The organism is Vreelandella sp. V005, from assembly GCF_052645115.1.
This window is the reverse complement of the sequence record NZ_JBQXYA010000010.1, coordinates 37,294-63,078: the sequence shown is the minus strand read 5'-3', so window position 1 is coordinate 63,078 and position 25,785 is coordinate 37,294. Positions and strand designations below refer to the sequence as shown.

The window sequence follows — 25,785 nt, the reverse complement described above, 5'->3', positions numbered from 1 at the left end:
GCCGCCCTTCGCGGGTGCCTCGTTTCTCGCTACACTCGACACTTGTTACCCCGCGCTACACTCCCTCACCTATTACTCCTCTCGCCTCACACTTTAGGATTTATCTTGATAAAACTGCATTAGACTTGAGAAGTCGAGTTTGCCGTTGCCTTTGGCTTTATGGAGCGTGAATAGTGAGCGGGCGGCGGAGCCCATGGGTACCGCGGAGGCGCTTTGCTGGCTGACATCCATGGCGAGGCCCAGATCCTTGATCATCAGGTCGACTTGGAAGCCGCCCTGATAATCTTTGGAGGCGGGGGCGTTATCCATGACGCCTGGGTAGGGGTTGTAAACGTTGAGCGCCCAATTGCCGCCGGAACTCTGCTTCATGATTTCTGAAAGCACCGCTGGGTCGAGGCCGTTTTTGACGCCCATATTGATCGCTTCACAGGTGCCCGCCATTAGGATGGAGAGCAGCATGTTGTTGCATACTTTGGCCACCTGCCCTGCACCATGGTCCCCGGCGTGGAAGATGTTTTTGCCCATCACGTCCAGCACCCGTTTGGCCTGTTCAAACTGAGCCTCCGAGCCACCCACGATAAAGGTCAGCGTGCCCGCTTGCGCGCCGCCTACCCCGCCGGACACAGGCGCGTCGACAAAACCAATGCCCAGTTTTTCGCCTTCGGCGGCCACGCTGCGGGCGGTGTCGGCATCGATGGTGGAACAGTCGATCACCAGCGCGCTCTGCTTGATCACCTCGAACAGCGGCGCATCGCCCTCTACATAGAGGTCGCGCACGTGCTTACCTGCGGGCAGCATGGAAATGACGAAATCTGCACCGGTGGCAGCTTCTTGGGCTGAAAACGCGACTTCGCAGCCGTTGGCTTTGGCGGTCTCCAGTGTTGCTTCAGAAAGATCAAAAGCGCGAACGTCAAACCCCGCCTTTGAGAGGTTAGCGGCCATCGGGCCACCCATATTGCCTAAACCGATAAACGCGACGGTAGTCATGCGTATTGTCCTTATTATTCGTTGATGAGTAGTGACGTTAAGGCTGCTAACTATTTTAGTTCGACGAGCGGGTTGGTCTCCCATGGCGAGGCTAACAGCTCATCAATAAAGCCCTGCTCGACCGAAGCGACGTCCGGGTAAGTCCACGCGGGCTGGCCATCTTTATCGACCAGCAGCGCACGCACACCCTCGGGAAATTCGCGGTGGCGGCAGCACTGAACGGAAAGCGCCATTTCAAACTGAAACACTTCCGCCAGTGACATGTGTTTGGCGCGCTTCAGCTGTTCATCGATCAGTTTGATAGACACCGGGCTGCCGTGGGCCAGCGTTTTCTGCGCTTTGTTGAACCACTTGTTGTCGCTTTTTACCGCGGCAATGGCGGCAACCATCTGCTCAACGCTGTCGTGATCCATCAATTCGCGAATCAGCGTGGCGTGCTGATAAACGGGAGCTTCCAGCTCGGCAAAGACCGGCTGCGAGGTTTGCTCTAGCTCGCGCATAATGCGGTTGACCACGCCATGTGCGTCAGTGTCGGCGCCTTTCCCCCAACGTGCATCAATCAGTTGCTGCAGCAATGCATCCCGGTGGTGGCTGGCAATACAGCGGTCGGCCAGGCCAAGGTGAACGGCATCCGGCGCACTGACCTGACAGCCGGTCATGGCTAAAAAGCGGCCTGTGCCGTTGGGCAGACGATTCAAAAACCAGCTGGCGCCAACATCCGGGTAAAGGCCGATAGTGACTTCCGGCATGGCCAGGCGGGAGGTTTCGGTCACCACGCGGTGGCTGCTGGCACTCAATAGCCCCATGCCGCCGCCCATCACAATACCGCTCCCCCAGCAGATCACCGGTTTGGGGTAGGTGTGCAGCAGGTAGTCGAGCCGGTATTCGGTTTCGAAAAAGCGCTCGGGGAAACTGGGGTCGCCCTCGCCCATAATCGTTTTGTACAGATTGACGACATCACCACCGGCACAAAACGCCTTTTCGCCGGCGCTATCCAGCAGTATCGCCACCACACGCTCGTCGGTGGCCCATTCGCGCAGGCGCGGCAACATCGCTTCGCACATTTCGAGCGTTAACGCGTTCAGCGAGCGCTCGGCATCCAGCTTTATTTCGGCGATGACGTGGCCGTCTTGGGCGGGGTGTTCGGTAAACAGTACACTGCTCATGGGCATTCCTTATCCTTTTACAGCTCGGTGGCGCCGTCTGCCAGTACCCGGCGGGAGATGATCAGGCGCATGATTTCGTTGGTGCCTTCGAGAATCCGGTGCACCCGGGTATCGCGCACGTAGCGCTCCATGGGGTACTCCTTGATATAGCCGTTGCCGCCGTACATTTGCAGCGCTTCGTCGCACACCTTGAAGCCCACATCGGTGGCAAAGCGTTTAGCCATGGCACAGTAAGTCGGTGCATCGGCGTGGCCGGCGTCCAGCTTGGTGGCGGCCATACGCACCAGTTGGCGTGCAGCGACCAGCTCGGTGACCATATCGGCCAGGCGGAACTGAAGCGCCTGAAACTCGGCGAGCCGTTTACCGAACTGCTTGCGCTCGAGCATGTATTCCCGCGCTTTATTGATCGCCTGCTGGGCAGTGCCGATCGAGCAGGTAGCAATGTTGATCCGCCCCCCATCAAGGCCTTTCATGGCGATTTTGAAACCGTCACCTTCATTGCCCAATAGGTGATTGGCGGGCACCCGCACTTCTTCAAAGGTAATCATGCGAGTGGGCTGGCTGTTCCAGCCCATCTTCTCTTCCTTGCGCCCGTAGCTAATGCCTTCGCTCTTGGCATCCACCGCAAACGCTGAGACGCCGCTAGCCCCCTCACCACCGGTGCGCGCCATCACCACCAGGAAATCGGTACTACCCGCGCCGGAAATAAACATCTTGCTGCCGGTCAGCACGTAGTGATCACCATCGCGCTTGGCAGTGGTTTTTAGGGAGGCGGCATCGGAGCCTGAGTTAGGTTCGGTCAGGCAGTAGGAACCCAGCAGCTCGCCCGTAGCCAGCCTTGCGCCCCACTGCTCGACTGCATCTGGTGTGCCGAAATCGGCCAGCATCCAGGTCACCATGTTATGAATAGTCAAATACGCCGTGGTCGAGGTGCAGCCCATGGCGAGCTGCTCGAAAATGATGCTTGCATCCAGCCGCGAAAGCCCTAACCCGCCTACGCTTTCTGGGGCATACAGCGAGCAAAAGCCCAGCTCGCCCGCTTTACGAATTACATCCACTGGAAAGAAAGAGGTTTGATCCCACTCGGCCGCATGGGGCTCAAGTTCGTTTTGGGCAAACGCCCGCGCCATATCGGCAAAGGCGACCTGGTCTTCATTGAGTTCAAAATTCATGGCGTATCTCCGCAAATGCGCGTGCACACTGCTGTTGTCGTTGTAATTGACGTTAACGTTAACTTATCCATTTACCTGACCACAAGCAACCTGCAAGCGCTTGCGACCTTAGGTGTAGAGACTTGAGCGTCGTATAGGGAATGGAGTAGAAAAAAGGGCGCCAAACGGCGCCCAATGGGAAGAAACAATAAGCACGAGACAGTACCGCCTCTAAGGGCTACTTGAAGTTTTTTCGGTACATTTTGTCCAGCTCGCCGACGATACCGCTGCGGAAGCTAAGCACGCAGAACACAAAGATAATACCGAGGATCACGCTCACCCAATTCCCCAACGGGGATTGCGCCAGGATATGCTGAAGGCTAACCACAATGCCCGCGCCCATTAAGGGGCCCAGCAGCGTTCCTACCCCACCCAGCAGGGTCATCAGAATGACCTCGCCAGACATATGCCAGTGGGCATCGGTAAGCGAGGCCAACTGAAACACCACGGTTTTGGTCGAACCGGCCAGCCCCGCTAAACCAGCCGAAATAACGAACGCTACCAGCTTGTAGGCATCAGCGTTGTAGCCCAGCGATACTGCGCGGGGCTCGTTTTCACGAATCGCTTTTAACACCTGACCAAACGGCGAGTGCACCGTGCGCTGAATCAGCGCGAAGCCGAAGATGAAGATCGCAAACACGAAGTAGTACATCGCCAGGTTGCTGCTCAGGCTGATAAAGCCAAACAGTTCGCCACGCGGTACGCCGTGCAGCCCATCTTCACCGCCGGTAAACGGCGCCTGCACAAACATGAAATACACCAGCTGGGCGATGGCCAGGGTCACCATGGCAAAATAGATGCCCTGGCGACGAATGGAGAGCACTCCGAACAGCACACCCAGCAGGGTCGCCATTAAGGTACCGGCGATAATACCCAACTCTGGCGTTAGCCCCGGGTAGCTCGCCAGCAAATAGCCGGTTACGTAGCCGCCTGTGGCCAAGAACGCCGCATGCCCGAAGGACAACAACCCCGCATAGCCAAGCAACAGGTTAAACGCGCAGGCGAATAGCGCAAAACAGAGCACTTTCATCAAGAATACGGGGTAGGCGAGAAAGGGTGCCACCAGCCCCACTACGATCAGCGCCAGGTAAAACATATTACGGCGAAACTTGGCGCGCTTCTGACGCTCTATCACCGCCGAAGGCGCCGCCATTGGTTGAGATTCCGTCATCATGCTTATGCCTCCTTACCGAACAGCCCGACTGGGCGCAACATGAGCACGACGATCATGACGAAGAATATCACCGTATTAGAGGCCTCCGGGTAGTACACCTTGGTCAGGCCTTCGATGATGCCCATCGCCAGGCCCGTAATAATGGCGCCCAAGATTGAGCCCATGCCCCCAATCACCACCACTGCAAACACCACGATCAAGAGGCTGGAACCCATGGTGGGGGAAACCGGATACAGCGGCGCGGCAAGCACTCCGGCAAACGCGGCCAGGGCCACACCAAAGCCATAGGTAAGCGTTATCAGCAACGGCACATTGACGCCAAACGCCTGCATCAATTGTGAGTTTTCAGTGCCTGCCCGCAGGTAGGCCCCCAATCGCGTGCGTTCGATCATGAACCAAGTGAACAGGCACATCGCCAGTGCCGCCACCAATACCCAGGCACGGTAAGTGGGCAGGAACATGAAGCCTAGGTTCAAGCCGCCCTGCAATATCTCAGGCGTTGCATAACGCGCGCCGGAAACCCCGAAGAAGTTGATCAGCGTGCCTTCAAAAATCAGCGCCAGACCAAAGGTCAGCAGCAGCCCATAGAGATGATCCAAATGGGCAATTCGGCGCAGCAGAAAGCGCTCAAGCAGCACACCGAAGGCACCCACCACGAGGGGAACCAGCAGTAGCGCCAGCCAGTAGTTAATGCCCAGGTATCGAAAGCCTAACAGCGCGGCGAAGGCCCCCAGCATGTATTGCGCCCCGTGGGCGAAGTTGACGATCTTCAATAGGCCGAAGATGACCGCCAGGCCCAGGCTAAGCAGTGCGTAAAAGGCGCCGTTCACAAGACCTAGCGTCAGCTGGCCCATGAAGACGGCCAATGGCACGCCGAATATCATCGTCATAACGCGACTCTCCTCGCCATCAAACAGTTGGCGGCATCTTGCCGCCAACCGGTTCTACACATCGCTTGCGATGACTTATTAGCGCAAGTGCTGCCTGAGATTAGTTCTGTACCAGTTTGCACTGGCTCTCAGAAAGCGGGCGGTAGGCTTCTGCGGCGGGAATGGTGCTGAGAATTTCGTAAAGGTCCCACTCACCTGTGGACTCTTCAGGCGTTTTCACCTGAGCCAGGTACATATCGTGAATCATACGGCCATCTTCACGAATGCTGCCGTTGCGGGCAAAGAAGTCCTCGATGGGCATGTCAGCCATCTGCGCACGCACGGTTTCAGGATCGTCGGTGCCAGCGGCTTCTACGGCTTTCAGGTAGTGCATGGTGCTGGAGTAGATACCGGCTTGTACCATGGTCGGCATACGGCCCACTTCATCGAAGTAGCGCTGTGCCCATTCACGAGACTGCTCGTCCATATCCCAGTACCAGCCGGTCGTCAGCAGCAGGTTCTGCGTGGCTTCCAGGCCAAGGGCGTGAACATCATTCAGGAAGATCAACAAACCCGCGAGCTGCTGGCCGGATTGCGTTAAACCAAACTGGCTGGCCGTGGTGATCGCGTTAACGGTATCCGCGCCCGCGTTGGCTAGACCTACAATTTTGGCACCCGAGCCCTGGGCTTGAAGGATATAAGAGGAGAAGTCGCTCGTTGGGAACGGGTGACGCACGCCGCCTACAATCTCACCGCCACTCTCTTCCACCACCTTGGTGACATCGCCTTCAAGCGCATGGCCGAAAGCGTAATCCGCGGTCAGCATGAACCAGCTGTCGCCGCCCTGCTCGACAACTGCTTTAGCAGTACCGTTAGCCAGCGGATAGGTATCGTAAACCCAGTGGATGTGGTTAGGCGTGCAGTGCTCGTTGGTAATGCTCGAGGCCGCTGAGCCGGAAACAATCCCCAGGCCGTTATTCTCTTCGAGCACCTTGGTGACGGCGATCGAGACCGAGGAAGCGACCAGGCCGCCTACCATATCGACGTTATCCTGATCGATCCAACCACGCACGGTATTAGCACCAACGTCGGCGCTATTGCGATCATCGGCACTGGAAATCACGATAGGCGCGCCGTCAACGCTGCCACCAAAATCGGCTACCGCCATTTCCATGGCGGTCAGGCCACCTGGGCCTGCTAGGTCACGGTAGGTACCGGACATATCGGCCAGGTAACCAATGCGCACCTCGCCGTCGCTCATATCCGCCTGAGCGGTAGACACAGCAAGGCTTGAAGCTGCCGCCACGGCGATGCTGGCAGCCAGCGTTTTTTTGATGAAGGTCATGTTCTTCTCCTGGCCCGGAGGCCTTTTTTGTTGTGAGATGATGGTGTCGCTTTGAGTCGTCGTTGAGCTGTCTTGGAAGTGCGAACGGCTCATTAATAGTTACTATTATTATTGGTGAGCGGCGTGCCCTTGGCGTAAAGAGCGTTTAATCATCAGTGCGTTATACCCCTAGCATCGAATTGAGATGTTCCCGTCGCGATGGCAGCTGCGCGGCGCTGATTTCTTCGACAATCTGACCGTGATCCATCACGAAGTGGCGATCTGCCAGCGGCGCCGCAAAGCGAAAATTCTGCTCCACGAGCACGATGGTCATGCCGCGTTCCTTAAGCTGAACCAGTACCTCGGCCAATTTCTGCACGATGACCGGAGCAAGCCCTTCGGTAATTTCATCTAACAGCAGCATTCTTGCCCCGGTACGTAAAATGCGCGCCATGGCCAGCATCTGCTGCTCACCGCCGGAAAGCCGCGTGCCCTGACTTCTGCGCCGCTCATAGAGATTGGGGAACATGGCGTAGATTTCATCGAGACTCATGCCGCCTGAACGTACCGTGGGTGGTAATAAAAGGTTTTCGTGAACATCCAAACTAGCGAAGATACCCCGCTCTTCCGGGCAGTAGCCCACCCCCAGACGCGGAATGTGATGCGGCTTCATGGTCAACGTTTCATTACCATTGATCACGATGGAGCCGGTGCGTCGCCCCACCATGTTCATGATCGATTTCAGCGTGGTGCTGCGCCCGGCGCCGTTGCGGCCCAACAGCGTCACCAGCTCACCGCGTTTCACATCAAAATTGACGCCGTGCAGAATATGCGATTCGCCATAAAAGGCGTGCAGATCCTGAACTCGCAACATTTCCTGGTTTTGCGTGTTTTCGATCGGTGCTTGTGCTTCGGCGGTCATCATACCGTGGCCCCCTCTTCCTCAGCGGCATCACTGCCCATATAGGCTTCACGCACCAGCGGGTTGCGCGACACGCTGTCGTAATCGCCTTCAGCCAATACGGCGCCCCGCGCCAACACCGTGATGCGGTCACACAGTCGGCTAACAACGCTCAAGTTATGTTCGACCATCAGCACTGTCCGGCCTTGGGAGACGCGTTTTATCAGCGCCACGATGCGATCAACGTCTTCAGCGCCCATGCCCTGGGTCGGTTCATCGAGCAGCATCATGGTGGGGTCGAGCGCTAGCGTGGTGGCGAGTTCCAGCGCCCGTTTACGACCGTAGGGCATCTCTACCGTCAGGGTATCGGCGTACTCGCGCAGCCCCACCTCTTCTAGAAGCTCGAGGGCGCGTTCATTGAGGTGATCCAGGGATTTCTCGGATTTCCAGAAATGAAACGACGTGCCCAGCTTGCGCTGCAGCGCCACCCGTACATTCTCAAGCGCCGTCATGTGCGCAAACACCGCTGATATCTGAAAGGAACGTACCAAGCCTAGCTGGGCAATTTCATTGGATTTTTTACTGGTAATGGAATGGCCACGGTACAAAATATCGCCACGGGTAGGCGGCAAAAATTTGGTCAACAGATTAAAGACAGTGGTCTTGCCCGCGCCGTTGGGGCCAATCAACGCGTGGATATGCCCTTCCTGTACCTGGAGATTGACGTCGTCCACAGCGGTAAACCCACGGAACTCTTTGGTTAGCCCTCGGGTTTCGAGGACAGGTCCCTGAAGGACATCGTTTGCACTCATAGAGTGGCAAGCCTCTTATTGTTGTAGTGCTGACTCTATTACAGGTAATTGGCTAGTAGTGAAACTGCTTGCTACTGCCTTACCTGAACGTAAGGTGTATGTGCAAACTAGCAACTCTCACTATGGCAATACAATTACAACTTTGGTCTATTGAGGGAATTTCTCTGAATTAACAAGCACCTTCAAAACAGCCATATCAATAACTTACGACATTTCAACGCTTTTCAACTGCCTACAACAATCGCTTTACGTTAACGTAAACTTGTTTTAGCCTCATTGTCAGTGTTCCATAGGTGACAACCTGATAGGAACAACGTCTTTTTAAGAGAACGTCACCATGAGCAAAACCTACTCGATTAGTGAACTGGCCAGCGAGTTTGACTTGACCACCCGCAGCATCCGTTTTTACGAAGACCAGGAATTGCTTCACCCAACACGCCGTGGCCAAACCCGGGTTTACAGCAGCAAAGACAGAGTAAGACTAAAGCTCACCATCCGCGGTAAGCGCTTAGGCTTCTCGTTGGCCGAGATTCGCGAACTATTCGAGCTATGGGACGAAACCCGCAGCGGCAGTAAAAAGCAGCTGCACTTAATGCTTAGCAAAATAGCCGAGCGCCGGGCGGCACTCGACCAACAAATGAAAGACATCACGATGGTGCAACTAGAGCTTGAAAGCGCCGAAATTCGCTGCCGCCAAGCACTTGAAGAGCTAATAGAAAAAGAGCCCCAGGAAAAACAAAACGAAGACGAGCGCACGGGTTTGTCCGACAAAGCGTCTACCTCTTCTTCCGCCACCATGCACTGATTCGGCCCGACTAAAACCGCCAGCTCGGCCAACCAATAGATAACAGGTGATTGACCATGTTTTCACACTACTCAGAACTCAACTTCGGCCTCGACGACGAACTGAACATGCTGCGCGAGCAGGTCAACGCCTTTGCGGCCAGCGAGATTGCTCCCCGCGCTGCCGAAATCGACCGCAACAACGAATTCCCCAACGATTTGTGGAAGAAGTTTGGCGACATGGGCCTGTTGGGCATCACCGTCTCCGAAGAAGATGGCGGTAGCGGCATGGGCTACCTCGCCCACTGTATCGCCATGGAGGAGATCTCGCGGGCCAGCGCATCGGTTGCGCTCTCTTACGGCGCCCACTCCAACCTTTGCGTGAATCAGATCAAGATCAACGCCTCCGAGGAGCAGAAAGCCAAGTATTTGCCCAAGCTAATTAGCGGTGACCATGTGGGCGCGCTCGCTATGTCCGAGCCTGGCGCAGGCTCTGATGTGGTCTCGATGCAGCTACGCGCCAAGCAGGATGGTGACCACTACATCCTTAACGGTAACAAAATGTGGATCACCAACGGGCCGGATGCAGATGTTTTGGTGGTGTACGCCAAGACCGACCCAGAAGCCGGCTCCAAAGGCATTACCGCCTTCATTATCGAAAAGGGTATGCCCGGTTTCTCCACCGCCCAGAAACTCGACAAGTTAGGTATGCGTGGCTCCAACACCTGCGAGCTAGTCTTTCAGGACTGCAAAGTGCCCGCTGAAAACATTCTTGGTGGGGAAGGCAAAGGCGTGCGCGTACTGATGAGTGGGTTGGACTACGAGCGCACCGTTCTGGCCGCAGGCCCGATTGGCATCATGCAGGCCGCCATGGACGTGGTGATGCCCTATATCCATGAGCGCAAGCAGTTCAACCAGTCGATTGGTGAGTTCCAGCTGGTGCAGGGCAAGGTGGCGGATATGTACACCACCCTGAATGCCTGCCGCGCCTATTTATACGCCGTCGCAGGTGCCTGTGACCGCGGCCAAACATCCCGTAAAGACGCCGCTGGGGTAATTCTCTACTGTGCTGAAAAAGCCACTCAGGTAGCGCTGGATTCAATCCAACTGCTCGGCGGCAACGGCTATATCAACGAATACCCCACTGGACGGCTGCTGCGCGACGCTAAACTGTATGAAATTGGTGCGGGCACCAGCGAGATTCGCCGAATGCTAATTGGCCGCGAACTGTTTACTGAAACCAAATAAAAGGCCGCGCCATGAGCACTGTGAATAGCCAGATCAATCCGCGCAGCGATGTGTTTCAAGCCAATGAAGCGTCAATGCTCGGTGAAGTTCACAAACTGCGTGAACTGACCGCCGCTGTTGCCGAGGGTGGCGGTGCTAAAGCCCGCGAGCGCCACGAAAGCCGGGGCAAACTGTTTGTCCGCGACCGTATTGATCATCTAATCGATGAAGGTTCACCGTTTTTAGAGTTTTCCGCCCTGGCGGCGCACAACATTTACGATAGCGAGATTCCCGCCGCGGGCGTGGTCACCGGCATTGGTCGGGTGTCCGGCGTCGAGTGCGTGATCGTTGCTAACGACGCCACGGTAAAAGGCGGCACTTACTTTCCGCTGACGGTTAAAAAACATATTCGCGCCCAGGAAATCGCCCGCAAGCATCGCCTGCCGTGCATTTACTTGGTCGATTCCGGTGGCGCCTTCCTGCCCAGGCAAGATGAAGTCTTCCCTGATCGCGAGCACTTCGGGCGCATCTTCTACAATCAGGCGACCATGTCGGCGGAAGGCATCCCGCAAATTGCCGTGGTGATGGGCTCCTGCACCGCCGGTGGCGCTTATGTGCCTGCCATGGCCGATGAGTCGATCATCGTTAAAGAGCAGGGCACGATTTTCCTGGGTGGCCCGCCCTTGGTAAAAGCCGCCACCGGCGAAAGTATTAGCGCCGAAGATCTGGGCGGTGCGGATGTTCACGCCAAAGTCAGCGGCGTGGCAGATCATTACGCGGAGAACGACGCCCACGCGCTGCAGCTCGCCCGCGCCTGTGTATCGCGGCTGAACTGGCAAAAGCGCGGCAAGCTCGCCATGCAGGCGCCAAAGCCACCCAAGCTCGACCCTGCCGAGCTTTACGGCATCGTGGGCACCGACTTGAAAAAGCCTTATGACGTGCGCGAAGTGATTGGCCGCATCGTCGATGACTCCGACTTTGACGAGTTCAAGCGCTACTACGGCGAAACACTGGTTACTGGCTTTGCCCATATCCACGGTTACCCGGTAGGTATCGTGGCCAACAACGGCGTGCTGTTTTCCGAAAGTGCCGTGAAAGGCGCGCACTTTATCGAGCTCTGCGCCCAGCGCAAGATTCCGCTGATTTTCCTGCAAAATATCACCGGCTTTATGGTTGGCTCCAAGTACGAGCACGAAGGCATCGCCAAGCACGGCGCCAAGCTGGTGACCGCTGTGGCCTGTGCCAAGGTACCCAAGTACACCGTGCTGATTGGCGGCAGCTTCGGCGCCGGTAACTATGGTATGTGTGGCCGCGCCTACGACCCCAACCTACTATTCATGTGGCCCAACGCGCGTATTTCCGTTATGGGCGGCGAACAGGCAGCGGGCGTGCTGGCTCAGGTTAAGCGCGAGCAGCACGAGCGCGAAGGCCGCGAGTGGAGCAAAGAGGAAGAAGAAGCCTTCAAGCAGCCTACCCGCGAGCAGTATGAGCACCAAGGCCACCCCTACTACGCCAGCGCCCGCTTGTGGGATGACGGCGTGATTGATCCCCTGCAAACCCGCGATGTGCTGGGGCTTTCTTTAGCTGCCGCTATGAACGCAGAAATTGAAGAGACGCGCTTCGGCGTGTTCCGGATGTAAGGGGTCAATCACCATGGCTTACTCAACGCTGAATATAGAAGAGGGTGTGGCGCGCCTGACCTTAAACCGCCCCGAGGTGCATAACGCTTTTGACGATAGCCTGATCGCTGAGTTAAATGCGCACCTTGAGCAGCTGCATACGTTGGCTGAAACAGGCGATGTGCGTGCGGTAGTGCTGGGCTCAGAAGGCAAAAGCTTCTCGGCAGGTGCCGATCTGAACTGGATGAAGCGCATGGTCGAGTACGACCTGGAAGATAACGTCGCCGATTCCCGCAAGCTCGCTGCGCTAATGCACGGCCTGGATACACTGCCCTGCCCTACCGTCTGCCGTGTTCAAGGCGCTGCCTTTGGCGGCGCGGTGGGCTTGGCTGCCTGCTGCGACATAGTAATCGCCTCGGGTAAAGCCAAATTCTGCCTTTCGGAAGTCAAAATTGGCCTATCGCCCGCCGTCATCAGCCCCTATGTGCAGCGAGCCTTGGGCGAGCGACAGATGCGCCGTTATGCATTAACCGCCGAAGTCATGGACGCCGAAATAGCGCTTGCACTGGGTTTAGTCCATCTGGTGGTGGAGCACGATAAGCTAGACGACGAAGTGGACACCATGCTGGCAACCCTATTAGCCGGCTCGCCCCAAGCCCAGCGTGCCACCAAAGCATTAATGGCCACAGTTGCTCAAGCGCCTGACAGTGACGCCACCCGCGAGCATACCTGCCAGGTCATCGCCAACCTGCGGGTAAGCCCAGAGGGCCAAGAGGGTTTATCCAGTTTCTTTGAGAAGCGCCGCCCGGATTGGGTCGAAACCAATAATACATCTAACGCTTCGGAGCGCCGCTCATGAACAAACACGAAAAAGCCGCTCGCACGACACCTTTTGACACCCTGCTGGTCGCCAATCGCGGCGAAATCGCCTGCCGCGTGATGCGCACTGCCCGCCTCATGGGCCTGAAAACCGTCGCGGTTTACTCCGATGCCGATGCCAGCGCACGTCATGTACGTGAAGCCGACGAGGCCGTTCGCCTGGGGCCTGCCGCCGCCCGTGAAAGCTATCTCAATATCGATGCCGTTATTGACGCTGCAAAACGCACCGGTACCGGCGCCATTCACCCCGGCTACGGCTTTCTTTCCGAAAACGGCAGCTTCGTTAAGGCTCTTGAGGAAGCGGGCATTACCTTTGTCGGCCCGCCTGCCTCGGCGATTGCTGCCATGGGTGATAAATCCGCCGCCAAGGCACGCATGGCCAATGCGGGCGTACCGCTGGTGCCGGGCTATCATGGTGATGATCAAGACGACACCCTGCTGCGCAGCGAAGCCGACAACATTGGCTACCCAGTAATGCTCAAAGCCAGCGCCGGTGGCGGTGGCAAAGGCATGCGTGTCGTCGAATCAAGTGAGGGCTTTCAGGCCGCGCTAGACGGCTGCCGCCGCGAGTCTAAAGCCGCTTTTGGCGATGACCGGATGCTGATCGAGAAGTATCTGGTGCAGCCACGCCATGTGGAAGTACAGGTATTCTGCGACCGCCACGGCAACGGCGTTTACCTGTTCGAGCGTGATTGCAGCGTTCAGCGCCGCCATCAAAAAGTGATCGAAGAAGCCCCCGCGCCCGGCATGACCGCCGAGCTGCGCAGCGCCATGGGCGATGCCGCCGTGCGCGCCGCCCAGGAGATCGGCTACGTGGGCGCAGGCACCGTCGAGTTCCTTTTAGATATTGATGGTTCGTTCTACTTTATGGAGATGAATACCCGCCTCCAAGTAGAGCACCCGGTCACCGAGATGATCACTGGCCAGGATCTGGTCGAGTGGCAGCTACGCGTGGCCATGGGCGAACCGTTGCCTTGCACCCAGGATGAACTGACGATTACCGGCCATAGCTTTGAAGCACGCATTTACGCCGAAGACCCGGAACAGGATTTTCTGCCCGCCACCGGCCTGCTGAACCGCTTCGCGCTGGACTTGGTCGGGGCTGGTTTAAGCGCTGATCAGGTGCGTTTAGACAGTGGTGTAGAGAATGGCGATACGGTGTCGATGCACTACGACCCCATGCTTGCCAAACTAATCGTGCATGGTCCTGATCGTGAAGCAGCGCTGGCCACGCTCAACCGCGCCTTGGCGGCACTGGACGTACAAGGCGTAGTGACTAACCGTGCCTTCTTAATGCGCTTGGCAACCCACCCTGGTTTTAAGAACGTCGAACTGGACACACGCTTTATCGAGCGAAACGAAGCCACGCTGTTTGCGCCTCGCACTTACAGCATAGACGCCTACGCCAGTGCGGCACTGATTGGCCTGCACCACTTGGCCCAGGAGTGTGAAAGCGATTCACCCTGGGATCGTCACGATGGCTTCCGCCTAAACGCGCCCCATACCATTCGTATTGCGCTGTGTGACCCGGCAAACGTTCAAGCCGCTGACAGCGATGGTGCAGTAGTGATCGTCGAAGGTAAACGCAACGCGGGCGAATCACTGTGGAACCTCACCATCGGCGATGAAACGCTAACCGCGAGCCTGCAGCCGCTCACTGGTGACGCGGTCGCCGTTACCTTGAATGGCCATCGTCGCCGCTTGCAGGCACGCCAGGATGGCCATGTGGTCGTAATGGCCGACCCGAGCGGCGAGACCCGCCTGTTCTGGCGGCGCATCGATGCCATTGATCACGGCCACCACGAAGCGGAGTCTACCCTCACTGCTCCCATGAATGGCACGGTGGTAGCTCTCTTGGTAGAACCTGGTAAGGCGGTTGAAAAAGGCATGCCGCTGATGGTGATGGAAGCGATGAAAATGGAGCACACCATGACCGCTCCGGCTGACGGTAGCGTGGAAACCTTCCACTTCCAGGCGGGCGAGACGGTCAGCCAGGGTGCTATCCTTCTCGACTTTGTCCCTAGCGAATAGGAGTTCATGCATGGCACTGCCTACGTCCGTCAAGTTATTTGAAATGGCCCCTCGGGACGGCCTGCAAAACGAGCCGGGGGCGATGGTACCCACCGCGACCAAGATCGCCCTAATCGAGCGGCTTGCCAACGCGGGGATCACCCATATTGAAGCGGCCAGCTTCGTCTCTCCTAAATGGGTGCCGCAAATGGGCGACGCCGTTGAGGTCATGGGCGGCATTCAGCGCCAGCCCGGCGTGGTGTATTCCGCGCTGACGCCTAACCTGAAGGGGCTGGAAAACGCCCTGACAGTGGGTGTTGAAGAAGTCGCGGTGTTTGGTGCGGCATCAGAAGCCTTCTCGCAAAAGAACATCAATTGCTCCATTGCCGAGTCGCTGACACGGTTTGAGCCTGTGTTAGAGCGCGCCCGAGAGGCTGGCGTTCGGGTGCGTGGCTACGTTTCGTGTGTATTGGGCTGCCCTTACGAAGGCGAGATCGCCCCGGCAAAAGTGGCTGAAGTGGCCAAAGCACTTTATGAGATGGGCTGCTACGAGGTGTCGTTAGGTGACACAATAGGCGTCGGCACGCCGATGGCCGCTAAACGCATGATTGAGGCGACACGCCAACAAGTGCCCATTGAGTTTCTGGCCGCCCACTTTCACGACACCTACGGCATGGCGCTGGCGAACCTTTACGCGGTAATGGAAGAAGGCGTTAGTATCATTGATGCCGCCACCGCCGGTCTCGGTGGCTGTCCTTATGCCAAGGGCGCTTCCGGCAATGTGGCGACTGAAGATGTGCTCTACCTGCTTGAGGGGCTGGGGATCAAGACAGGCATCGACCTACAGGCGGTGATCGATACCGGATATTGGATTACCCATGCACTAGGCCGCAAGCCCAGTGCCAAAGTCGCTCTAGCATTAGGCGCTAGCAAATAATAATAAATGCCGCCTGCCTTCCCGTTTAGATAAGAAAAAGACATCGGAGAAATACCCATGGCATCACCTGCTCTTACCCCACCTAGCTATACCAGCAGCATGGCCGACAAACCGTTGTTGGGCATGACGATTGGCGACAAATTTGACCAGATCGCCACGCAATATGCCGATAACGACGCGCTGATTGTGCTGCACCAGAACATTCATTGGAGCTATCGCCAGCTTCAGGAAGAGGTCAATCGCTGCGCCCGCGCCCTGCTCGCTATCGGCGTTCAAAAAGGCGACCGGGTGGCCATCTGGGCACCCAACTGCAGCGAATGGACATTGACTCAGTTCGCCACTGCCAAAATCGGTGCCATTCTGGTCAACATTAACCCCTCTTACCGCACCCACGAATTGGAGTACGCGCTAAACCAATCCGGCGCGCGCTTCTTGGTCACCGCTAACAACTTCAAGAGCTCTGACTACAGCGCCATGCTCTATGAGCTGGCCCCCGAATTAAAAGCCAGTAACGAAGGCGAGCTGAAGTCGCAAAAGCTGCCCGACCTTGAGTGCATTATTAATTTAAGCAGCGAAAAGCTGAGCGGCATGTGGCGCTGGTCTGACCTGATGAGCGAGGCCAACAAGATCAGCCAAACCGATGTGGACGACCTGCAGGCAACGCTCCAGTTCGATGATGCGATCAACATTCAGTACACCTCGGGCACCACCGGCTTCCCCAAAGGGGCAACGCTCTCTCACCACAATATTCTCAATAACGGCTTTTTCGTGGCGGAAAGCATGGGCTTTACCAGTGAAGACCGCCTGGTGATTCCGGTACCGCTCTATCACTGCTTTGGCATGGTGATGGGCAACCTGGGCTGTATGACCCATGGCGCTACCATGATTTACCCGGATGAGGGCTTCGATCCCGGTAAAGTGCTTAAAGCGGTTCACGAGCAGAAAGCCACCGCGCTCTACGGCGTGCCCACCATGTTTATCGCCGAGCTTGAACACGAGGGTTTTGCTAGCACTGACTTCTCCACACTGCGCACCGGGATTATGGCGGGCTCGATCTGCCCTGCGGAAATCATGAAGCAGGTGATCAACAAGATGAATATGAAGGGCGTGCAGATCGCCTACGGCATGACCGAAACCAGCCCGGTCTCCACTCAAACTGGTGCCAACGACAGCATTGAGAAACGCGTTTCCACTGTGGGCCGCACCCAGCCTCACTTAGAGAACAAAATTGTCGACCCTGGCAACGGCGGCATTCTGCCTCGGGGCGAAATCGGCGAGCTGTGTACCCGCGGTTATAGCGTAATGCTGAAGTACTGGAACAACGACAAAGCCACCGCCGAGGCGATTGACGAGGCGGGCTGGATGCACACCGGCGACTTGGCCACCATGGATGAAGAGGGCTACATCCAGATCGTGGGGCGCATTAAGGATATGGTCATTCGCGGCGGTGAAAACGTTTATCCCAAGGAGATCGAAGAGTTTTTGTACGCCCACCCGGCCATTTCAGAGGTACAGGTAACTGGCGTGCCTGATAAAAAGTATGGTGAAGAGCTGATTGCCTGGGTAAAACTCAACAGCTCGGCGGGTGACGTCACCGCTGAGGAGCTACGCGAGTACTGCAAAGGCAAAATCACCCACTTCAAAATTCCGCGCTACTTTAAGTTCGTTGACGAATTCCCGATGACGGTGACCGGCAAGATTCAGAAATTCAAAATGCGCGAGATTTCGATTCAGGAGCTAGGCCTGGATCAAGAGCCGTAACTGGCCATGCCTACCTCCCACTCTTTGGCAGACCATTATCAGCGCGGACTACGCGCTGATGATGTGTTGGCGCAGATTGACGCCCACTACCCCAGCGGCCCGACCCTGCACCAACTGGCGCCGCTGGATCAACTCCATATCGGCGGCGTAGCAGCTTCCACACGGCTGCTTGAACGACTCAACCCGGCTACTCACGGCAAGGTGCTGGATATCGGTGCGGGGTTGGGAGGATTGATGCGCCAGGGCGCAGTGCTCGGCTTTCAAATGACCGGGCTGGATATTACTCACGGTTTCAGTGCCCTCAACAAAGCGCTGAGTACACGGGCGATGCAGCCGGGCACCGCGCCGCTTGCTTGGGTAACTGGCGATGCAAGCGCCCTGCCGTTTGCCGCTAACAGCTTCGATGCCGTTATGTTTCAGCATAGCCTGCTCAATATGCCAGATACCGCCAAGGTGCTCGCGGAGAGCTTGCGCGTGCTGCGCCCTGGCGGGCAGGTGGTCATGCACGAAGTAGTTAGCGGCCCCAACGTGGCACAACTCAGCTACCCAGTGCCTTGGGCAGTGGGCGCGGAACACTCGCACCTGCTCAAACTTAAGACGTTAAGCGATTTGCTCAACACAAGCGGCTTTGTGGTGGAACATATCGAGGATTGGAGCGAACTAGCGCTGACGTGGCGCCAGCGCCAGCGCGAAAAAGAGCAGACACCACGCCAAGCCGTTCTCTCACCGCAATGGGTATTTGGTGAGCGTTTTATCAACATGGGCAAAAATTTAGTCGATAACCTCGCCAAGGGGGCAATTAAAGTGGTGGAAATCCAGGCCAGTTGCTACTCTGGATAGGAATAGCTTTTTCTCTCTACCCGTATCTACACGACACTCTGTGGGTATAAAATGACAGTCTGTGGGTATAAAACAATAGGTGTACGAGAAATGCCAATGAAACGCTTGGCAAGCACCCTGCTCTGCTGCTCTGTCCCCTGGTTTAGCACCTATGCTGACGAAAACCCGCCGGTCATGGCTTACACTGCCCCCGACAGCGAGCTTATGCAGCTCGACAATGGCGTTATTCTGGAAGGCAGCGACCTTAGTAGCTTGGACACCTACACCAGCGGGTTCCGGCTAACCGCAGGATACAGCCCCTGGCGGCTGCCTCAGTTAGATATTGGCGCAGAAATCGCTTACCGAGAAAGCGAGGAAATATCCAGCGCTTCCAGTATCAACCCGCTGATTAGGGATACATTAAGTCTTGGGGGTGCCATTGTTGCCGGTGTTCGCATGGGCGCTTTTAGTGTTTATGCGAAATCTGGCATTACTGAGTGGCGTGGAGAAAGCGACGTAGAGGGTGTTGACGAAAGTGGCACCGCTCTCCTGCAGGGCTTCGGCGCGACGATGACGATCAATCGGCTGGTCAGCCGCTTAGAGTATGAGCGTATTAACACCCCCACCCTAAGCCACCTCAATATGTTAAGTGCTTCGCTACATCTCCCCTTTTAAAGGTTATCGCGATGCGTATCGGGGGGCGTCCAGATAGGGACATCCTCACGCTGCGGTTCGTGCCAATCCTGTTTCATAGCACTGTTCAGCGACTCTTCGAGTTTCATAAACAGTTCGCCATAGCGCGGACTAAAGCTAATACCACCCTCTATCTCTTTCCAGGCTTCGAACAACTCGTCTTCGTGGGCATCTTCATTCTGCACAAACGACCAGGTCATCTGCTTGGCACGCATGGGATGAACCCCCATGGCAGTCAGTGCGTTACCACCCAATTCAAGTGCTGAATGGTAGGTTTCGCTGACTGTATCATCGGCGCCCGCTTCACGCAGCTGATAGCCATGGCCACGGTCAAAGGCACGCGCCAACACCCACACATGGGGGTAGTAATGCTTTATATGTTTGACCATTTGCACGGCACGGTCACGGTCGTCTAAAGCAATCACGATTAACCGGGCATGTTCAATGCCAGCGGTTTCGAGTAAGTCGGAACGACTGGCGTCGCCAAAATAACTTTTGATATTTATTTTGCGCAGATTTTCGATCTGCTCGATCTCGTGATCCAAGGCGACGATGGGAATATTATTGGCCCGCAGCAGGCGGCATATAATTTGCCCAAACCGGCCGACACCGGCGACGATGACCGGCGCCTGTTCTTCTATTGCATCCGCCTCACGATCATCATTTTTGGCGCTACGGTAGCGCGGTAACACCAGCCGGTCGTAGGCAATGAATAGCAGCGGCGTCAAGAACATGGATAGTGCCACCACCAGCGAGAGCACCTCGGAAATATCGGTGGGTATCACGCTATTTTGGACACTATAGGTCAGCAGCACAAAGCCGAACTCGCCCGCTTGGGCAAGGCCTAGAGTAAATAGCCAACCGTTGCTGCCATGCACTTTAAATAATAAGGCCAAGCCAAGCAGGATCAAACCTTTCACCACGATCACGGCGACCCCTAACGACAGCACCGTCCCCCACTCCGCTGCCAGCACCGAGAAGTTGATACCAGCCCCGACGGTAATAAAGAACAATCCCAACAGCAGCCCTTTGAAGGGTTCGATATTGGCTTCCAACTCATGTTTGAATTCGCTGTTAGCCAGTACGACACCTGCCAGGAACGCGCCCAGAGCAGGTGACAAATTAACCAAGCTCATTAGCGCGGCGATCCCAATGACCAACATTAACGCGGTAGCGGTGAAAACTTCACGTAGGCCAGATCCAATCACGTAGCGAAACAATAACGGCACTAAGTAGTAGCCCGCTGCGATGACGGCGGCGATAGCCGCTACGACGACCAACGCGTGTGCCCAGCCCGGCAGGTGAGCAACCAGGCTTAAGCTGGCATGGCTATCATCGCTGACTTCGCCCATTAACTCGGGCAGTGCCAATAACGGAATAAGTGCCAACATCGGAATAACGGCAATATCCTGAAACAGCAGTACCGAGAAAGCGCTGCGGCCGCCTTCGGTTTTGGCAAGCCCCTTTTCATTCAGCGTTTGCAGCACAATGGCCGTGGAAGAGAGCGCAAAAATCAGCCCTACCGCCAGGGCGGTCTGCATGACTAACCCAAGCCATAGGGCAATGGCGGTGCCGGCGGCAGTGGTTAAGACCACTTGCAGCCCACCCAGCCCCAGCAGCCGGACACGCATTGCCCAGAGCCCTTTCGGGTCGAGCTCCATGCCCACCAAAAACAGCATCATCACCACGCCAAACTCGGCAAAGTGTTGAATGGTGGTGGTCTCTTGACCCACCAAGCCCAAAATCGGGCCAATCACTACCCCTGCGACCAAATAACCAAGCACCGAGCCAAGTCCAAAACGTTTGGCTAACGGGACTGCAATCACCGCGGCCAGCAGGTAGATAAATGCCTGAACGAAATAGGCTGTCATTATTTCATCCCTCGTAAGGGTAGAGAGTTACGCTAAATAAGCACGCCACATTCACGCCGACCGTCAGCCAGAAAACAGCCTGAAAAGCAGTTTTTCGGGTTTTATGCCGTAGCCGCTGCTGAGCCAGCAGCGCGCCGGGCCAGCCCCCGAGTAACCCGAGCAGGTGTAATGTTTTCTCGCTTACTCGACGACGTTGATGGATTGCCGCCTTTTTATCAATGACATAAGTAATATAAGCGAGAACGCTGGCTACCGCGTACAAAGCCACTAGTAGGATCAATAGGAAATACTCACAGAGAGGGTAAGGCGCTAATAGGTCTAAAGAAAAATGCTAGGTAAATCGCTATTTTCGCCGCGACGAAGGCTTGCCACTGGGGGCAGGCTTACCGCGCCCTACGCGCCCCTTGCCAGCGGGTTTAGGCCCGGCTTTACCCATTGCACTCTGACGTTTAGCACCTGGCTTACCTTTAACGCCAGGCTTGCCTGGTGCGCTGCCTTTCGGGCCAGAGCTAAATTTTTCACTGGGTGTTTTTCCACTAGTGACTTTTCCACTGGCGGCTTTTTTACCCTTGGTGGGCGGCGTCTCCCCAGTGGTTTTGGCGCCCGCTTTGGCAGACTTTTGGCGCCTATTGGAGGCTGATGAGTTGACTTTACCAGGGTTAGAGCGCCCGTTGTAATTAGGTCTGGATGGTTTGCCTTTCTTCTCCGGCACGGCTTCTGATTGCTCAGTCAGGGCAATGATGGTATCGATCTCTTTAGGGGTGAGATCGCGCCAGTCGCCCAAGGCCAAGCCTCTGAGAGGCACATTCATAATGCGCGTACGAATTAACTGGGTGACCTCGTAGCCGAAGTATTCACACATGCGCCGAATTTGCCGGTTGAGCCCCTGCACCAAGGTAATCGTGAACACAAAGGTGGACTCTTTTTGCACCTTGCAACGTTTGGTGACCTTGCCAAGAATCGGCACGCCGCTCTGCATGCCATCGATAAACTCATCGGTAATCGGCTTATTCACCGTTACCTGATACTCTTTTTCATGGTTATTATTGGCGCGCAGGATTTTATTAACCAGATCGCCGTTGTTGGTTAAGAAGATTAGCCCTTGGGAGTCTTTGTCGAGCCGACCAATGGGAAAGATGCGCGTACCGTGCTTGACGAATTCAACGATATTGTCCTTTTCGCTGGATTCGGTGGTGCTGACAATCCCCACCGGTTTGTTCAGCGCAATAAGGACGAGATCCTCCTCTTCCTGAGGCTCTATCTCCTGTCCGTTGACCTTGACTAAATCTCCCGCGACGACTTGATCGCCGGTAGTGGCACGGCGGCCGTTAATCCACACGTTGCCCTGCTCCACAAAGCGGTCAGCTTCACGGCGAGAGCACATGCCACTTTCACTAATGTATTTATTGATACGGGTAGATTTTCGTAACGACATATAACGCCATGTGGCTAAAAGAAGTGAACAAACAGTTAAAAAGAGGAGCCAGGCTGTTTTAAGAAAGCCAGCTCCTCGTCGGTAGAGGCCCGCCCCAGTAGCGTATTGCGGTGCGGGTAACGCCCGAAGCGATCGATAATCGCCTTGTGACGCACTTCAAAATCGAGATTATTCTCTAACCCCGGCTGGTCAAACAACTTCATCGCCAGCGTATGAATGGCGGCTGATTCGCTATGCATATAAGGCATGTATAGAAATACCCGCTGCGGGCTGGTTAGCTCAGCATCCGCCTGGGCAGCCACCGCCTCCTGGGCCAGCGCCAAGGCCAAGGCATCGGTGGCAAAGGCCCGAGCATCGTCGCGGTAGATATTGCGGGAGAACTGATCCAGTACAATAATCTCCGCGAGCCGCCCCTGTGGCGTTTGCCGCCAAGCGAAACACTCGCACTGCGACGCCCTGGCATGCAGCTCACCAAACCGCCCCGAGATCGTACGATCCATCTCGAGGTCTTTTTTAAACCACTGCGCAGGCGTCAACGCCTCAAACCAAAAGTCGAGTACCGCTTGAGCATCTGAGGACATTGTTGCCACCCTGTTCAGTGGAAGTTGCGCTAGCGCGCGGTGAATTTAAAAATTTAGCCCGTGTTACGTAAGCCAGTGGCGATCCCTGCCATGGTGACCATAAGTGCGCGAGAAAGATCAGCGCTAATCGCACCATCAGCGTCGCGATTACGCTGCAGGAGTTCCGCCTGAAGGCCATGCAAAGGATCAATGTACGGGTTACGTACGTCAATCGCTTGGCGAATCAACGGCGTGTTCTCCAACAGCTTCTCCTGCTGCAAAATATCCAGCACAGCCTCTTCCAAGCGCCCAAAACGTTCTCGCAGTTTTTTACCCAACGCTTTTAGCGATGGCTCATCCACAAGGCGATGCTCGTAGTAGGCGGCAATGGCCACGTCGGCTTTGGCCAGCAGCATCTCCAACATGTCCAGGTAAGTGCCAAAGAACGGCCAGTCGTTACGCATTTCCTGGAGCACTTCTCGCCCACCGGGCTGCTCTAATCGAGTCGAGAAAGCCTCACCGCTACCCAACCAAGCGGGCAGCATTAAGCGAATTTGTGTCCAGGCAAAGATCCACGGGATAGCGCGCAGCGTCTCGACCCCGCCATCCTGGCGTCGCTTGGTAGGGCGCGAACCCAACGGCAATCTTCCCAATGCACCCTCGGGTGTTACCGCGCGGAAGTAAGGGACAAAATCGGGGTCTTCCCGTACCACGCCGACATAGGCGCTGTGGGCCACTTTAGCGAGCTGGTCCATCTCTTCACGCCAGTGCGGCTCAGGCGCACGCGGTGGCAATAAAGTAGCTTCCAGCACCGCACAGGCGTAGATTTCCATGGAGCGTAGGGCAATATCCGGCTGACCAAACTTAAAGCGGATCATCTCGCCCTGCTCGGTCACCCGCAGGCTGCCATTCACGGAGCCAGGGGGCTGAGAGAGAATCGCCGCGTGTGCCGGGCCGCCACCACGGCCAACGGTGCCACCACGGCCATGAAACAGAGTCAAATCAACACCGTGACGATGACACACATTGACCAGCGACTCCTGGGCCCGGTACTGCGCCCAAGCGGCGGCTAATTGGCCTGCGTCTTTGGCCGAGTCGGAGTAGCCGATCATCACCTCTTGGCGATCCCCGATCAGCGAGCGGTAGCCCGGTATCAACAGCAGTTGATCGATTACATCGCTGGCATGATCCAGGTCATTGAGGGTTTCGAACAGCGGCGCAATAGGCAGCGTTACTTGTCCCCCCACCTCTTTCATCAGTAGCGCCACGGTGAGTACGTCCGATGGCTCTGCGGCCATGGAAATAATGTACGTGCCCAGCGCTTCACTCTGCTCCTGAGCGATCACTTTGAAGGTATCCAGCACTTCCCGTGATTCGGCCGAACACTCCCAGCGGCGCGGAATGAGTGGCCGCCGTGAGGCAAGCTCGGCAAGCAAGAATTCTTGGCGCTGCGCTTCATCCCACTCGCGGTAGTGACCAAGACCGAGGGCACTGGTCAGTTCTTCGATCACCTGGGCGTGGCGGCTGGCTTCTTGACGAAGGTCAAGTTTGGTAAGAGTGACGCCAAATACCGCTACCCGGCGCAACGTATCCAGCAGTGCGCCGTTGGCGATGGTATCGAGACCTACATCGCACAGCGAGCGGTAGCAGGCGAGCAGCGGTGAATAGAGCTGGTCACGGGTTTCGATAATCGGCCCGCCATCGAAATTGCGCCCTTCAAGCTCAGCCTTGGCCCAATCCCGGGTCGATTCCATTCTAGCCAAGAGACGCTTCAGTACTTCGCGGTAAGGCTCGGTAACATCGCCCGCTTCGGCTTTGAGCGCGCTATTGGCTTTCCACATGGAGAGCTCGGTTTTCAGCTGTTCAAGGTCACGCAGGTAAAGATCGGCGGCCATCCAGCGGCCCAGCAGCAGTACTTCGCGAGTGACCCGAGCGGTCACGTTGGGGTTACCGTCGCGATCACCGCCCATCCAGGAAGCATAGCGAATCGGCGCGGCATCCAGGGGCAAACGCTCACCAGCGGTATCCAGCAGTAGATTATCCAAATCCCGGTGGAAATCCGGCACCGCTTGCCAGAGCGAGTTCTCAATGACGGCAAAGCCCCACTTGGCTTCGTCGACCGGCGTAGGGCGTTCGTGACGGATTTCGTCGGTGTGCCACGCTTGGCTAATTAGCTCTTCCAAACGCCCTTGGGCGCGCGTACCGCGCTCGGGGTAATCTTCCGAGCTCTCAATGGCGGTCAGGCACTCATCAATGGCGTCATATTTTTGAATCAGCGTACGGCGAATAACTTCCGTGGGGTGGGCGGTGAGCACCAATTCAACGCGCATATTGGCCAGGGTTTCGACCAATTTACGCGGTGAGTTGCCTGCCTGCTGGGCGCGCTCAAGGAGTTCGCCCAGCACTGGCTGCGAGCCTGGCTTGTAATCCTCGACGCGGCGAAAGCGTGCTCGGTAGTGTTGCTCAGCAATGTTGGCAAGGTTTAAGAATTGGTTAAACGCCCGGGTGACCGGCAGCAGATCGCGTTCGGGCAACTGGCGTAGGTACTCGATTAATTCGCGCTGCTGCAGTGAATCACCCTGGCGCCCACGCTTGGCGTGGGCGCGAATAGTTTCAATCTTATCGACAAATGCCTGGCCCAAATCGTCGGCAATGGTTCGCCCAAGGCTGTCGCCCAGAATACGCACGTTGTCGCGCAGAGATTCGTGTAGGTCGTGACTCATTGGCATGGCCTCCTTGCAGGGGTC

At 56.3% G+C, this 25,785-nt stretch carries 22 protein-coding genes; 9 read left to right on the top strand and 13 right to left on the bottom strand.

The window, feature by feature from the left end; all coding sequences use genetic code 11:
* Positions 1 to 93: 93 nt before the first annotated feature.
* The 8 genes from mmsB to ACUN8H_RS17255 form a co-directional block, all read right to left on the bottom strand.
* A complete protein-coding gene (gene mmsB / locus ACUN8H_RS17290; protein WP_445533283.1) occupies positions 94 to 1,071 on the bottom strand; it encodes a 3-hydroxyisobutyrate dehydrogenase in 978 nt (325 codons plus the stop codon).
* Positions 1,038 to 2,153, bottom strand: a complete 1,116-nt coding sequence (locus ACUN8H_RS17285; protein WP_445533282.1) for an enoyl-CoA hydratase/isomerase family protein — start codon at positions 2,151 to 2,153, stop codon at positions 1,038 to 1,040. The genes mmsB and ACUN8H_RS17285 overlap by 34 nt, the downstream gene beginning before the upstream one ends.
* A 17-nt stretch (positions 2,154 to 2,170) precedes the next feature.
* Entirely contained in the window at positions 2,171 to 3,325 is a 1,155-nt protein-coding gene (locus tag ACUN8H_RS17280; RefSeq protein ID WP_445533281.1) for an acyl-CoA dehydrogenase family protein, read from the bottom strand.
* 217 nt (positions 3,326 to 3,542) lie between these two features.
* Positions 3,543 to 4,535: a branched-chain amino acid ABC transporter permease gene (locus ACUN8H_RS17275; RefSeq protein WP_445533334.1), complete on the bottom strand. Its 993-nt coding sequence runs from the start codon at positions 4,533 to 4,535 to the stop codon at positions 3,543 to 3,545.
* 5 nt (positions 4,536 to 4,540) lie between these two features.
* Complete coding sequence (locus ACUN8H_RS17270) at positions 4,541 to 5,428, bottom strand: branched-chain amino acid ABC transporter permease (protein ID WP_445533280.1); 888 nt, start codon at positions 5,426 to 5,428, stop codon at positions 4,541 to 4,543.
* Positions 5,429 to 5,528: 100 nt separating this feature from the next.
* Entirely contained in the window at positions 5,529 to 6,752 is a 1,224-nt protein-coding gene (locus ACUN8H_RS17265; RefSeq protein ID WP_445533279.1) for an ABC transporter substrate-binding protein, read from the bottom strand.
* Between the two features lie 160 nt (positions 6,753 to 6,912).
* Positions 6,913 to 7,656: an ABC transporter ATP-binding protein gene (locus ACUN8H_RS17260; protein ID WP_445533278.1), complete on the bottom strand. Its 744-nt coding sequence runs from the start codon at positions 7,654 to 7,656 to the stop codon at positions 6,913 to 6,915.
* Positions 7,653 to 8,444 (bottom strand): ABC transporter ATP-binding protein, encoded by a 792-nt coding sequence (locus tag ACUN8H_RS17255; RefSeq protein ID WP_295708969.1) that lies wholly within the window; start codon positions 8,442 to 8,444, stop codon positions 7,653 to 7,655. The genes ACUN8H_RS17260 and ACUN8H_RS17255 overlap by 4 nt, the downstream gene beginning before the upstream one ends.
* A 337-nt stretch (positions 8,445 to 8,781) precedes the next feature.
* Between ACUN8H_RS17255 and ACUN8H_RS17250 the strand changes: the two genes are divergently transcribed.
* From ACUN8H_RS17250 to ACUN8H_RS17210, 9 genes are all read left to right on the top strand, one after another.
* Complete coding sequence (locus ACUN8H_RS17250) at positions 8,782 to 9,249, top strand: MerR family transcriptional regulator (RefSeq protein ID WP_445533277.1); 468 nt, start codon at positions 8,782 to 8,784, stop codon at positions 9,247 to 9,249.
* Positions 9,250 to 9,305: 56 nt separating this feature from the next.
* A complete protein-coding gene (locus tag ACUN8H_RS17245) occupies positions 9,306 to 10,475 on the top strand; it encodes an isovaleryl-CoA dehydrogenase (RefSeq protein ID WP_445533276.1) in 1,170 nt (389 codons plus the stop codon).
* A gap of 11 nt (positions 10,476 to 10,486) precedes the next feature.
* Positions 10,487 to 12,094, top strand: coding sequence for a carboxyl transferase domain-containing protein (locus tag ACUN8H_RS17240; protein ID WP_445533275.1), 1,608 nt, complete (start codon positions 10,487 to 10,489; stop codon positions 12,092 to 12,094).
* A 13-nt stretch (positions 12,095 to 12,107) separates the two neighbouring features.
* Complete coding sequence (locus tag ACUN8H_RS17235; protein ID WP_445533274.1) at positions 12,108 to 12,932, top strand: enoyl-CoA hydratase/isomerase family protein; 825 nt, start codon at positions 12,108 to 12,110, stop codon at positions 12,930 to 12,932.
* Positions 12,929 to 14,983, top strand: a complete 2,055-nt coding sequence (locus ACUN8H_RS17230; protein ID WP_445533273.1) for an acetyl/propionyl/methylcrotonyl-CoA carboxylase subunit alpha — start codon at positions 12,929 to 12,931, stop codon at positions 14,981 to 14,983. Before ACUN8H_RS17235 ends, ACUN8H_RS17230 begins: the two co-directional genes overlap by 4 nt.
* Positions 14,984 to 14,993: 10 nt before the next feature.
* The gene (locus ACUN8H_RS17225; RefSeq protein WP_445533272.1) at positions 14,994 to 15,899 is read left to right on the top strand and encodes a hydroxymethylglutaryl-CoA lyase; all 906 of its coding nucleotides are present in this window, start codon (positions 14,994 to 14,996) and stop codon (positions 15,897 to 15,899) included.
* Positions 15,900 to 15,956: 57 nt separating this feature from the next.
* Positions 15,957 to 17,660, top strand: a complete 1,704-nt coding sequence (locus ACUN8H_RS17220; RefSeq protein ID WP_445533271.1) for an AMP-binding protein — start codon at positions 15,957 to 15,959, stop codon at positions 17,658 to 17,660.
* A gap of 6 nt (positions 17,661 to 17,666) precedes the next feature.
* A complete protein-coding gene (locus tag ACUN8H_RS17215; protein WP_445533270.1) occupies positions 17,667 to 18,500 on the top strand; it encodes a class I SAM-dependent methyltransferase in 834 nt (277 codons plus the stop codon).
* A gap of 90 nt (positions 18,501 to 18,590) precedes the next feature.
* A complete protein-coding gene (locus tag ACUN8H_RS17210; protein ID WP_445533269.1) occupies positions 18,591 to 19,154 on the top strand; it encodes a hypothetical protein in 564 nt (187 codons plus the stop codon).
* On the opposite strand, the gene ACUN8H_RS17205 is transcribed toward ACUN8H_RS17210, so the two are convergent.
* The 5 genes from ACUN8H_RS17205 to ppc all read right to left on the bottom strand — a co-directional run bounded on the left by ACUN8H_RS17205 (position 19,151) and on the right by ppc (position 25,761).
* The gene (locus tag ACUN8H_RS17205; RefSeq protein ID WP_445533268.1) at positions 19,151 to 21,043 is read right to left on the bottom strand and encodes a monovalent cation:proton antiporter-2 (CPA2) family protein; all 1,893 of its coding nucleotides are present in this window, start codon (positions 21,041 to 21,043) and stop codon (positions 19,151 to 19,153) included. The genes ACUN8H_RS17210 and ACUN8H_RS17205 overlap by 4 nt on opposite strands.
* Before the next feature lie 4 nt (positions 21,044 to 21,047).
* Entirely contained in the window at positions 21,048 to 21,311 is a 264-nt protein-coding gene (locus tag ACUN8H_RS17200) for a DUF1294 domain-containing protein (RefSeq protein ID WP_445533267.1), read from the bottom strand.
* Positions 21,312 to 21,386: 75 nt separating this feature from the next.
* Positions 21,387 to 22,478 carry a 23S rRNA pseudouridine(2604) synthase RluF gene (gene rluF / locus ACUN8H_RS17195; protein ID WP_445533266.1) on the bottom strand — a complete coding sequence of 364 codons (1,092 nt, stop codon included), beginning with the start codon at positions 22,476 to 22,478 and terminating at the stop codon, positions 21,387 to 21,389.
* Between the two features lie 35 nt (positions 22,479 to 22,513).
* Positions 22,514 to 23,059 carry a DUF924 family protein gene (locus ACUN8H_RS17190; protein ID WP_445533265.1) on the bottom strand — a complete coding sequence of 182 codons (546 nt, stop codon included), beginning with the start codon at positions 23,057 to 23,059 and terminating at the stop codon, positions 22,514 to 22,516.
* Positions 23,060 to 23,112: 53 nt separating this feature from the next.
* Entirely contained in the window at positions 23,113 to 25,761 is a 2,649-nt protein-coding gene (gene ppc, locus ACUN8H_RS17185) for a phosphoenolpyruvate carboxylase (RefSeq protein WP_445533264.1), read from the bottom strand.
* Positions 25,762 to 25,785 lie beyond the last annotated feature (24 nt).